This is a genomic window from Spirillospora sp. NPDC049652, assembly GCF_040675125.1.
Taxonomy (GTDB): Bacteria; Actinomycetota; Actinomycetes; order Streptosporangiales; family Streptosporangiaceae; genus Spirillospora.
The window spans coordinates 1-11445 of the sequence record NZ_JBFAOF010000146.1 but is presented as its reverse complement, the minus strand read 5'-3'; the positions used below and the strand labels follow the sequence as shown (position 1 = coordinate 11445).

General features: G+C 73.2%; 9 protein-coding genes. 6 read left to right on the top strand and 3 right to left on the bottom strand.

From position 1 onward, the window contains the following. The 5 genes from AB0J52_RS12950 to AB0J52_RS12930 all read left to right on the top strand — a co-directional run. A partial coding sequence (locus AB0J52_RS12950; protein WP_500181767.1) for a multifunctional oxoglutarate decarboxylase/oxoglutarate dehydrogenase thiamine pyrophosphate-binding subunit/dihydrolipoyllysine-residue succinyltransferase subunit occupies positions 1-3477 on the top strand: 3477 nt, incomplete at its 5' end. A gap of 76 nt (positions 3478-3553) precedes the next feature. After that, complete coding sequence (locus AB0J52_RS12945; protein ID WP_500181766.1) at positions 3554-3739, top strand: DUF6104 family protein; 186 nt, start codon at positions 3554-3556, stop codon at positions 3737-3739. 224 nt (positions 3740-3963) lie between these two features. Then, the gene (locus AB0J52_RS12940) at positions 3964-4770 is read left to right on the top strand and encodes a DUF4097 family beta strand repeat-containing protein (protein WP_500181765.1); all 807 of its coding nucleotides are present in this window, start codon (positions 3964-3966) and stop codon (positions 4768-4770) included. A gap of 10 nt (positions 4771-4780) precedes the next feature. After that, on the top strand, positions 4781-5557 hold the full coding sequence (locus AB0J52_RS12935) for a PadR family transcriptional regulator (RefSeq protein WP_500181764.1): 777 nt from the start codon (positions 4781-4783) through the stop codon (positions 5555-5557). A gap of 182 nt (positions 5558-5739) precedes the next feature. Beyond that, the gene (locus AB0J52_RS12930; RefSeq protein ID WP_500181763.1) at positions 5740-6075 is read left to right on the top strand and encodes a helix-turn-helix domain-containing protein; all 336 of its coding nucleotides are present in this window, start codon (positions 5740-5742) and stop codon (positions 6073-6075) included. Positions 6076-6109: 34 nt separating this feature from the next. On the opposite strand, the gene AB0J52_RS12925 is transcribed toward AB0J52_RS12930, so the two are convergent. Next, positions 6110-6922 carry an alpha/beta fold hydrolase gene (locus tag AB0J52_RS12925; RefSeq protein WP_500181762.1) on the bottom strand — a complete coding sequence of 271 codons (813 nt, stop codon included), beginning with the start codon at positions 6920-6922 and terminating at the stop codon, positions 6110-6112. Positions 6923-6989: 67 nt separating this feature from the next. On the opposite strand from AB0J52_RS12925, the gene AB0J52_RS12920 reads away from it, so the two are divergent. Continuing rightward, positions 6990-8093: a methyltransferase gene (locus AB0J52_RS12920; protein ID WP_500181761.1), complete on the top strand. Its 1104-nt coding sequence runs from the start codon at positions 6990-6992 to the stop codon at positions 8091-8093. Between the two features lie 24 nt (positions 8094-8117). On the opposite strand, the gene AB0J52_RS12915 is transcribed toward AB0J52_RS12920, so the two are convergent. Beyond that, complete coding sequence (locus AB0J52_RS12915) at positions 8118-9086, bottom strand: zinc-binding dehydrogenase (protein WP_500181760.1); 969 nt, start codon at positions 9084-9086, stop codon at positions 8118-8120. A gap of 22 nt (positions 9087-9108) precedes the next feature. Continuing rightward, positions 9109-11445 (bottom strand): hypothetical protein (locus tag AB0J52_RS12910; RefSeq protein ID WP_500181759.1); only part of this gene is annotated, 2337 nt, incomplete at its 5' end.

The window sequence follows — 11445 nt, the reverse complement described above, 5'->3', positions numbered from 1 at the left end:
GCCCCGCCGACGCCGGCGACGCCGGCCCCCGCGCCGAAGGCCCCGGCCAGTGCTGACGCCCCGAAGGCCGACGCGAAGAAGGCGGCCAAGCCCGCCGGCCCGCCCGTCCCCCCGGGCGAGCAGGAGAAGCTGCGCGGCGTGGCGGCGCGCACGGCCCAGAACATGGACCTCAGCCTCTCGGTGCCGACGGCCACCTCCGTGCGGGCGGTGCCCGCCAAGCTGTTGATCGACAACCGCATCGTCATCAACAACCACCTGAAGCGCGGGCGCGGCGGCAAGGTCTCGTTCACCCACCTCATCGGGTTCGCCATCGTCAAGGCGATGGCCGCGATGCCGGAGATGAACCACGCCTACGCCGAGGTCGACGGCAAGCCGACCCTGGTCAGGCCGGAGCACGTGAACTTCGGCCTGGCGATCGACCTGCAGAAGCCGGACGGTTCCCGGCAGCTCGTCGTGCCGTCGGTGAAGGCGGCCGAGACCCTCGACTTCCGCCAGTTCTGGGCGGCCTACGAGGAGATCGTCCGCAAGGCGCGCGGCAACAAGCTGACGCTGGACGACTTCCAGGGCACCACGATCTCGCTGACCAACCCCGGCACGATCGGCACCGTCCACTCGGTGCCGCGGCTGATGCCGGGCCAGGGCACGATCATCGGCGTCGGGGCCATGGAGTACCCGGCCGAGTTCTCCGGCGCGTCCGAGGAGACCCTCGCGCGCATGGGGATCAGCAAGGTCATGACGCTGACCTCGACGTACGACCACCGGATCATCCAGGGCGCGCAGTCCGGCGACTTCCTGCGCCGGATCCACCAGCTGCTGCTGGGCGAGGACGGCTTCTACGACGAGATCTTCGCCGCCCTGCGCATCCCGTACGAGCCGGTGCGCTGGGTCAAGGACATCTCGGCCACGCACGAGGACGACGTGGCCAAGGTCGCGCGCGTGCACGAGCTGATCCACGCCTACCGGGTCCGCGGCCACCTGATGGCCGACACCGACCCGCTGGAGTACACCCAGCGCCGCCACCCCGACCTGGACATCCTCCAGCACGGCCTCACCCTGTGGGACCTGGAGCGCGAGTTCGCGACCGGCGGGTTCGGCGGCAAGCCGACCATGAAGCTGCGCGACATCCTCGGCGTGCTGCGCATGGCCTACTGCCGCACCATCGGCATCGAGTACATGCACATCCAGGACCCGGAGGAGCGCGCCTGGATCCAGGAGCGCGTCGAGGTCCCGCACGACAAGCCGAACCGCGAGGAGCAGCTGCACATCCTGCGGCGGCTGAACAGCGCCGAGGCGTTCGAGACGTTCCTGCAGACCAAGTACGTCGGCCAGAAGCGGTTCTCGCTGGAGGGCGGCGAGTCGCTGATCCCGCTGCTCGACTCGGTGATCTCCGCCGCCGCGACCGAGCGGCTGGACGAGGTCGTCGTCGGCATGGCGCACCGCGGCCGGCTGAACGTCCTCGCCAACATCATCGGCAAGTCCTACGGGCAGATCTTCGGCGAGTTCGAGGGCAACCTCGACCCGCGGTCCGCGCAGGGCTCCGGCGACGTCAAGTACCACCTGGGCGCGCAGGGCGACTTCACCGGCGCCGACGGCTCCACCATCCACACCGAGCTGGTCGCCAACCCGTCCCACCTGGAGACGGTCGACCCGGTGCTGGAGGGCGTCGTCCGCGCCAAGCAGGACCTGCTGGACGTCGGCGAGGCCGGCTTCACCATCCTGCCGATCCTGATCCACGGCGACGCCGCGTTCGCCGGCCAGGGCGTGGTCGCCGAGACCCTGAACCTGTCCCAGCTGCGCGGCTACCGCACCGGCGGCACCGTGCACGTGGTGGTCAACAACCAGGTCGGCTTCACCACCGCGCCGGAGTACTCGCGGTCCAGCGTGTACGCCACCGACGTGGCCCGGATGATCCAGGCGCCGATCTTCCACGTGAACGGCGACGACCCCGAGGCGTGCGCCCGGGTGGCGAGGCTCGCGTTCGAGTACCGCCAGACGTTCAAGAAGGACGTCGTCATCGACATGATCTGCTACCGGCGCCGGGGCCACAACGAGTCGGACAACCCCTCGTTCACCCAGCCGCTGATGTACGACCTGATCGACGCCAAGCGGTCGGTGCGCAAGCTGTACACCGAGGCGCTGATCGGCCGCGGCGACATCACGGTCGAGGAGGCCGAGGCCGCGCTGCGCGACTACCAGGAGCAGCTGGAGCGCGCGTTCACCGAGACCCGCGAGGCGGCCAAGAAGCCGCTGGAGCCGGGTTCGGTGGTCAAGCCGGACGTCGAGGAGATCATCCCGATCGACCACGGCGCGGCCGGGTCGGCGATCTCCGCCGAGACGGTCAAGCGGCTGATCGCCTCGCAGGTGAGCCTGCCGGAGGGCTTCTCGGTGCACCCGCGCCTGCAGCCGATCCTGCAGCGCCGCGTGCAGTCGGTCGACGACAACGCGATCGACTGGGCGACCGGCGAGATGATGGCGTTCGGCTCGCTGCTCATCGACGGCCACCCGGTCCGGCTGGTCGGCCAGGACTCCCGGCGCGGCACCTTCGGCCAGCGGCACGCCGTGCTGGTGGACCGCAAGACCGGCGAGGAGCACACGCCGCTCAAGCAGTTCGGCCAGGGCACCTCGAAGTTCTACGTGCACGACTCGCTGCTCAGCGAGTACGCGGCCATGGGCTTCGAGTACGGCTACTCGATGACCCGCCCGGACGCGCTGGTCGCCTGGGAGGCCCAGTTCGGCGACTTCGCCAACGGCGCCCAGTCGGTCGTGGACGAGTACATCTCGTCCGGCGAGCAGAAGTGGGGGCAGCGCTCCAGCGTCGTCCTGCTGCTGCCGCACGGCTACGAGGGCCAGGGGCCGGACCACTCGTCCGCGCGCATCGAGCGCTACCTGCAGCTGTGCGCGCAGGACAACATGACGGTCGCCTACCCGACCACCCCGGCGAACTACTTCCACCTGCTGCGCTGGCAGGTGCTGTCCGGCCGGGGCAAGCCGCTCATCGTGTTCACGCCGAAGTCGCTGCTGCGGCTGAAGGCCGCCACGTCCCCGGTGTCGGAGATCACCGAGGGCGCGTTCCAGCCGGTCATCCCGGAGGCCGACGCCGGGATCGACCCCAAGGGCGTGCGGCGGGTGCTGCTCACCACGGGCAAGATCTACTACGACGCGGTGGCGCACCGCGACAAGCAGGGCCGCGACGACGTCGCGATCGTGCGGGTCGAGCGGCTGTACCCGGCCCCGGCCGAGGAGATCAAGGCCGAACTGGCCAAGTACCCCGCGGACGCCGAGGTCGTCTGGGTGCAGGACGAGCCGGCGAACATGGGCGCCTGGCCGTTCATGGCGCTGAAGCTGCCGCACCTGATCGACGGGCTGCGGATGACCCGGGTGTCGCGCCCGGCCTCGTCCTCCCCGGCGGTCGGCTCGGCCAAGCTGCACCAGGCCGAGCAGGAGGCGCTGCTCGGCCGCGCGTTCGGCGACAAGTAGCGAAGAGCGAACGGCACGACGAGGGGGTCCCGGCGCGGGTGCGCCGGGACCCCCTCCCGTGTCGGGACGGAGGATCATGTACTTCACCGACCGGGGCATCGAGGAACTGGCGGAGCGGCGCGGCGAGGAGTCGGTCGGCTTCCACTGGCTGGCCGAGCGGCTGCGCGAGTTCGTGGACCTGAACCCCGAGTTCGAGACGCCGGTCGAGCGGCTGGCCACGTGGCTGGCCCGGCTGGACGACGACGATCTCGACGACGAGTGACCCGCGCCGGGCGCCCTGTTCCCGGCGCCCCGGTCCGGCTCGCGGGTGGCCGGACGCGGCACGCCGCGTGACGTCGCCGCCTGACGGGGTACACGACGCGGCGGACGGCTCCGCGCCCGCCGGGCCGTGCTCCGGAAAAAGACGCGATACATCTTGACTTTCGGCCAACGCGACATATCGTGTTGTGCCGTAGGGTGGTCACCCGAACGGAGGGTTGAGGCGCGATGTCGCGGTGGACGATCGAGGAACCGACCACGCTGGAGTTCGACGGGGTGGTGGCGCTGCGCGCCACGCTGGTCGCCGGGAGCGTCTCGGTGGTCGCGGGGACGGGCCGTCCGTCGGTGCACGTGTCCGGCGTCGAGGGGCCGCCGCTGGAGGTCGCGCACGAGGCCGGGATGCTGACGATCAAGCACGAGAAGCTGATCGACGGCGTGCTGAGCTGGCTGCGCACGCAGCGGGTGAGCGCGGTCGTCACGGTGACCGTCCCGCCGGACTGCCCGGTCGCCCTCAACCTGGGCTCGGGCGACGCCGTGGTCACCGGCGCCGAGGCCAGGGTCACGGTCCGGTCGGCCACCGGGCGGGTGACGCTGCACGACGTGACCGGCGAGGTCTCGGTGAGCACGGCCTCCGGCGACGTCGAGGCGCAGGACCTCGCGGGCGCCGTGGACTTCATGTCCGGGTCCGGCGAGCTCGTCCTCGCGGGAAGCACGGTGGACCGGCTGACGGCCCGCTCGATCAGCGGCCGGATCTCCGCCGACCTGGAGCTCTCCGGCGACGGCAGCGCCGAGATCCAGAGCGGGACGGGCGACGTGACCGTCCGGCTGTCCGAGCACGCCTCGGCCCGGGTCCAGCTCGGCTCCACCACCGGACGCGTCGAGGCGTCCTTCCCGCTGCTGGACGGCCAGGAGCGCGCCCTCGCCCGCACCCTGTCGGGGAAGCTGGGCGACGGCTCGGCGAAACTCAGCGTGAACACCATCTCGGGCGACGTGACGCTGCTGTCGCGCCCCGCCCACGACGCCCTGGAAGACTGAAGGAGTCGAGTTGAGCCCCGTCTTCGGCCATGGCCGCCTTCGGCTGTACCTCCTCAAGCTGCTGGAGGAGTCCCCGCGACACGGCTACGAGGTGATCCGGCTCCTCCAGGACCGCTTCCTCGGCGTGTACTCGCCGTCCCCCGGCACGATCTACCCGCGGCTCGCCCGGCTGGAGTCCGAGGGGCTGGTCAGCCACGAGGTGGTCAAGGGCAAGAAGGTCTACTCGCTCACCGACAAGGGCCGCGCCGAGCTGGAGCGGCGGATGGACGAGCTGGCCGACCTGGAGGAGGAGATCACCGCGTCCGCGCAGGAGTTCGCCCGCGAGGTGCAGCAGGACGTCCGGCAGACCGTCCGGTCCCTGCGCGAGGAGCTGACCGCCGCCGCCCGCACCGTGCGCGACTCGGCCGGCGCCGCGTCCAAGGAGACGTGGAAGGACGGCACCCGGCAGCAGAAGGACGAGTGGCGCCGCCAGAAGGAGCACTGGAAGGAGGCCACCGGCCGGCAGAAGGACGAGTGGCGGCGGCAGAAGGAGTACTGGCGCGAGCAGAAGGAGGCGTGGAAAGAGGAGTGGCGCCTCAACTGGGAGGACGCGTGGCGCAACGTCACCGGCTCCCGTGACGACGTCGCCCGCCTCAAGCTGGAGCGCCTGATGCGCCGCTTCGTCGAGGACGTCCGCCGCGACGCCACCGGCTCCTCCCTGGCCGACGCCGACCTGGCCGCGGTCGAGGCCCTCCTCACCGAGACCCGCGACCGCCTCCGCACCAACCTCTTCCGCCCATCCCCCTGACCCCCCAACCCCCGTCCCCGCCCCGGCCCGCCCCTCCTCTCAGACATCGAGCGGAAGGGAGCTGCGGCCCGGCTCGGCCGGAAGCTCCGCGGTTGCGCGTGGTACCGGCGGGCCGTCCCGCGGGCGGAGGAGTTGTTCGAGCAGTACCTCGAAGAGCGCCGAGACGAGAAGGAGGGGCGGGAGTGACCGGTTTCGAGAAGTGGAGCGACCTCCGCGACGAGGCCGTGGCGGCGGCCGGGGGCGAGGAGGCCGTCGCCGAGGCCGGCAAGCGGGTCCAGGCGTACATCGACGGCTACCGGCTCGCCGAACGCCGCAAGGCGCTGGAACTGACGCAGACGGACGTCGCCGAGCGCATGGGGGTGACCAAGGGCCGCGTCTCGCAGATCGAGCGGGGCGAGGTCGCGACTGTGGAGGCCATCGCCCGCTACGTCCGGGCCCTTGGCGGAGAGTTGCAGGTCAACGCCGTCTTTGGGGACGACGTGTACATCCTTCGTGGTGCCGACCCCAGCGCGGCGTAGCCCCTAGAGCAGCCGCGCTGGGCTGAGGACGACCTCAGACGGCGAGGGCTGTGACGAGGTGGGTGGCGAACTCTTCGGGGCGGGCGGTGGGGCCGTTGTGGGCGCCCGGGAAGAGGGTCAGGGCGCAGCCGATGCGCTCGGCCAGGACGCGCGCCGGGCGGGCCGGCAGGTTGTCGCCCGTTCCCTCCCCCACCCCGAGGACGATGCGGTCCGCGAGGGGGCGCAGGGCCGCGACGTCCGGCTGGTGGGACGTGGTGAACGAGCGCAGTTCGTACTTGAGCATCAGCGGCGCGTTGGCGGTCTGGCGTTCGAGCATCGCCTGGACGCGCTCGGTCTGCGGCATCTCCCTCGGTTCCATCACGTCGCCGATGGCCGCCGCAAACCGGCCGAACGCCGCCATGGGGCCGTCGGCCTCCAGGGCCGCGACCACCTCGTCCGTCATGGCGCGGTGCTCGTCGGCGTCCGGGAGGACGGCGAACGCGGGCGGCTCGTGCGCCACCAGCCGCCGGACGGTCTCCGGGTGCCGGGCGAGCAGTTCCATCCCGACGATCGCCCCGATGCTGCCGCCGAACACCAGGGCGTCGGTCGCGCCGAGGTGGCGCAGCAGCCGGTGGGCGTCGTCGGCCGCGCTCTCGACCCGGTGCTCGGCGCGCACGTCCGGGACGCTCCGCGAGTAGCCGCGCGGGTCGAGGGTGACGAAGGTGAACCGGCTCGACAGCGCGTCCGCGAGGTCGTCGTAGACGGCGGCGTCGCCGGGGCCGCCCGGCAGGGCGAGCAGCACCGGACCGTCCCCGCGCGTCTCGAAGTACAGCGTGGCTCCGGGCACCTCGACCGTTCCGCTCCGCATCACGCTCTCCTTTCCTAGGGACTCTAGCTTTTATACTAGGGCAGCTAGGGTAGCGGTGCGTGCGAGGATGGCTGACGTGCGGTGGAGCGAAGAGGGACGCGAGCGGAGCGCGCGGTGGTTGTGCGAGGGCGGCTGGCCGCCGCCCGGGGACGTCGTCGTGGTCGATGACGCGCTGACCGCGGACGTGGCGCACCGGATGGTCCGGCAGGGCACTTCACTGCTGTGGCGCGGCGACTTCCACAACGCGCGGCAGCTCCTCAGCGCGCTCGGACGACGGGTGAGGGGCGGTGGGAAGACCCCGAAGGGCGACGCCCGGACGGTCTTCTACGCCTACCGGGAGGCCAGGGCACGGGAGGCGAGCCTGCTGAGCCGGCTCCTGGTCCCGCTGGACGCCGACAACGCGGTGCCACTGCGGCGCGCCCCGGACGTCCGGCAGGCGGTCGGACGCGTGTACGAGCCGGGCGAGGAGTCGGTGATCCCGCTGCGCGAGCTGCTCGGCATCATCGGCGCGGAGCAGTGGCGCGAGAAGGGCGTCGAGGTCCCCGCCGCAGGTGGTCGCATCCACCCGCACTACGGGGTGTTCGCGCCGACCCGGCAGGAGTACATCGAGCTCGTCGCGCGGGCCCCGCTGCCGTCCAAGGACGTGGCGTTCGACATCGGCACCGGGACCGGAGTGCTCGCGGCCGTCCTCGCCCGGCGCGGCGTCGGACGCGTCGTCGCGACCGACAGCGACCCGCGCGCGCTGGCATGCGCGCGGGAGAACGTCGAGCGGCTCGGCGTGGACGTCGAGGTCGTCGAGGCCGACCTGTTCCCGCGCGGACGCGCCGGGGTCGTGGTGTGCAACCCGCCGTGGCTCCCCGGCAAGGCGGCGTCCGGGCTCGACCACGCGGTCTACGACCCGGGCGGCCGCATGCTGCACGGCTACCTGGACCGGCTCCGCGCGCACCTGGAGCCCGGCGGCGAGGGCTGGCTCGTGCTGTCCGACCTGGCCGAGCACCTCGGCCTGCGCACCCGCGACGAGCTACTGGAACGCTTCGACCGCGCGGGCCTGCGGGTGACGGACCGGCTGGACGCCCGGCCCGTCCACCCGCGCGCCGCGGACGCCGATGACCCGCTGCACGCCGCCCGCGCTGCCGAGACCACCTCGCTCTGGCGGCTCACCGCCGCCTGAGCGGCTCGCAGGCGCGTGGGCGGGTCAGGTGGTGAAGACGATCTTGCCGAAGAGGTCGCCCTCGGCCATCGCGGCGAACCCCTCGCGGGCCTCGCGCAGCGGCAGGACGCGGTCGGTCCGCGGCCGGACCCCGGTCTTCACCAGGAACCGCGCGAGCCGTTCGAGCTGGTCGCGGGTGCCCATCGTGGACCCGGCCACCGAAAGCTGCAGGAAGAACACCCGGTTCAGCTCGGCCGGGGGCACCTGGCCGCTGGTCGCGCCCGACACCACGATCCGGCCGCCCGGCCGCAGCGACTTCAGCGAGTGCGACCAGGTCGCCTGGCCGACGGTCTCCATCACCGCGTCCACGCGCTCGGGCAGCCGCGCGCCCGGCTCGAACGCCTCGTCCGCACCGATCTCCAGCGCGCGCTTCCGCTTGGCCTCGCTGCGGCTCGTCGCGTACACCCGGTAGCCCGCCGCCGAGGCCAGCGAGATCAGCGCGGTCGCGACACCGCCGCCCGCGCCCTGGACCAGCACGGACGCGCCGGGCTCCAGCTCCGCCCGCTCGAACAGCATGCGGTACGCGGTCAGCCACGAGGTGGGCAGGCACGCCGCCTCCTCGAAGGACAGCCCGGCGGGCTTCGGCACCAGGTTGCGGCGCGGCACCGCGACCCGCTCGGCGAACGTCCCCGGGTACGACTCCGACAGCAGCGTGCGCTTCGGGTCCAGGGTCTCGTCACCGCCGCCGCGCGCCGGGTCGCCGATCACCGAGTGGACGATGACCTCGTTGCCCTCCTCGTCCACGCCGGACGCGTCGCAGCCGAGGATCATCGGGAGCCGGTCGGCGGCGAGGCCGACGCCGCGCAGCGACCACAGGTCGTGGTGGTTGAGCGCGGTGGCCTTGACCGTGACCGTCGTCCAGCCGTCCGGGACGACCGGTTCGGGGCGCTCGCCGAGCGTGAGGCCGGACAGCGGGTTGTCTGCATCGAGGCTCGTAGCCGTGACAGCGAACATGCCGCCACCCTAAAGGGAGCGCTTACCGGGACGACTGGGCGGATATGTCGTTGACGGTCTTGCGAGCCAGGTCGGCCAGGGTGTCGGTGGCCGCGACCCGGACGTCCAGGGTCTTCCCCGCGCGGACGGCGTGGACGTCGAGCGTGTACCCGTGGCCGTCCCAGCGCTCGGCGTACCAGGTGGACGCGTCGCGCCACCGCCATTCCGCGCCGGACGCGGCCCGCGCGGGCGGCGGGCAGGCGTCCCGGCACGGCCGCTGCTCGATCTCCAGCTGGAACGGGCCGGTCGTCCGCCCGGACGGCCCCTCCTGCGGCCGTACGCAGTACCAGCGCGCGCCGTTCAGGCCGCACTGCTCGAACACGGGCCCGCGGAACGCGAACCCGAGGCCGTGCAGCGCCCAGAGCCGTGTCCAGTCGCCGACCGCCCACGCCGGTCCGGTGACGGTCCGGGGCGGACGCTTCGCGTCGTAGAGGCGGAACCGCTCGTCGGCCGAGGCCGGCAGCGGGCCGGGCCAGGTGAACGACTTCGGCTTGTAGCGCGTGGAGGCGCGGAGCGCCCGGTCGAGGACGTACAGCGCCCGGTCCCCCAGCCGGGCGTCGGGGACCTCCGAGCGGATCTCCAGCGTGTAGTCCTGCGACGCCAGGACCGCGCTCGCCGACGCCTTCCGGTCGGTGGAGAAGGGCGTGACGCTCGGCGGACTGTCCGGGGACGGGGCGCTCTGCCCCTGCTGGCTCACGTCCGGCACCCCGGGGTCGTTGACGATCCGCAGCGACACGCTCACCTCGGGACGCAGCGGATCGCCCTCCACGTACGCGCAGCCCGCCCCGTCGCGGCTCGTCTCCAGCGGGCTCGCGACCAGCCCGCCGATGTGCGGCCGGAGCATCGCGCAGGCGGTGTGCGAGACGCGCGGCGACACCGGCCGGTGGAACCAGCGGAAGAACCCGGTGATGTGGCCGCCGTCCATGCCCGGCAGCGCGCACACGTACAGCATCACCAGGCACAGCACCTGCATCGCCAGCATCGACCGCCAGTCCGACAGCAGCCGCGGCTCGGTCGGCGGACGCGGTGCGCGCCCCCGCTCCGCCGCGTACCGCTCGGCGAGCCGGTCGCGGAGCGCGCCGTGCCGGAACCGGTAGCCGCCGCCCGACCGCCGCAGGACGCCCCGCTCCCGCGCGTCCTCCAGGAAGTCCATGAGGTCGTGCGGGGTCCGGCCGCGCAGCGTCAGCCAGGCGTGCGCGACGCGGAACCGTCCCCACGCCGACAGCGTGATCCCGCCGTACCAGAGGACGGCCAGGGTCAGCGCGAACGCCAGGCCGAGCGCGGCGGGCCCGAGCCGGTGCTCCCAGCGCAGCGCCAGCAGGAACGGCGTGCAGAGGAACAGCGGCAGCGGCCACACCTGCTCCAGGACGTGGTCCCAGCCGAGCGCGAGCGCGGCGCGCCGGTCCGCGCGCAGCATCCCGGGCGGGCCGGACTCCTCGGCCGGCTCGCACGCGACGCTGAACCACCACGCGAACCGGGCCAGGACGATCACGGCCGCCAGCAGCAGCGACGCCGCCGCGAACCGGCCGAGCGGACCGTCCAGCCAGATCCCGAGGGCCGCGAGCAGCACCGCGACCACCGGCATCGCGAACAAGCCGCCCACTCCGCCGCCCGCCGCGCCGTCCGCGCCGTCCGCACCGCCACCCGCCGTGCCGCTCCCCCGGTACTCGGCGCGCCGCCGGCGCAGCGCGTGCCGCACCTCGCGCGGGGCGCGCAGCCGCAGCGGCGGCATCAGCCACCGCTCGCGCGCGACCTGCGACCACGTCACGATGCCCAGGTAGGCGAGGATCGGGAACAGCGTCCAGACCGCCACCGACGCCTCGTGCGGGGCGACGTCCCGGGCCACCCAGTAGCGGTGCGGGATGCGGTAGCCGAGCGCCCAGACCGCGACGCCCGCCGCGACCAGCGCGGACGCGGGTCCGAGCGCGCGGACGGCGGCCGGGACGGCCTCGTCCAGCCGCCACCACTCCAGGTCGTTCTCGTCGTTCTCGCGCAGGTGCCAGGCCAGGAAGCCCAGCCAGCGGCGCGCCTCCGCGCGGCCCTGCGCGTCCCGGTCCGCGTACGCCGCCGGGACGAACCGCTCCAGCAGCCGGTTCTCCACGGCCCCGGCGTCGGGCAGGTCGAGCAGCTCGGCCGGGTCGTCCGACGCCCGCGCGTACGCGGCGCGCGCGAGCCCGACCATCAGCGGCGACGCCAGCGCCTCCTGCACCGGCCCGGCCCCGTCCGCCTCCAGCGCCGCCAGCACCGGCCGCCAGCGGCCGTCCGGGTCGGGGCTGCTGTCGGTGAGCGGCAGCGACGCCGCGATCTGCCCGGCGACCAG

Bases quoted from the DNA above. Each gene is read 5' to 3' on its own strand.
- AB0J52_RS12945 (WP_500181766.1), top strand. From the start codon at position 3,554: ATGTACTTCACCGACCGGGGCATCGAGGAACTGGCGGAGCGGCGCGGC.
- AB0J52_RS12940 (WP_500181765.1), top strand. From the start codon at position 3,964: ATGTCGCGGTGGACGATCGAGGAACCGACCACGCTGGAGTTCGACGGG.
- AB0J52_RS12925 (WP_500181762.1), bottom strand. From the start codon at position 6,922: ATGCGGAGCGGAACGGTCGAGGTGCCCGGAGCCACGCTGTACTTCGAG.
- AB0J52_RS12920 (WP_500181761.1), top strand. From the start codon at position 6,990: ATGGCTGACGTGCGGTGGAGCGAAGAGGGACGCGAGCGGAGCGCGCGG.
- AB0J52_RS12915 (WP_500181760.1), bottom strand. From the start codon at position 9,086: ATGTTCGCTGTCACGGCTACGAGCCTCGATGCAGACAACCCGCTGTCC.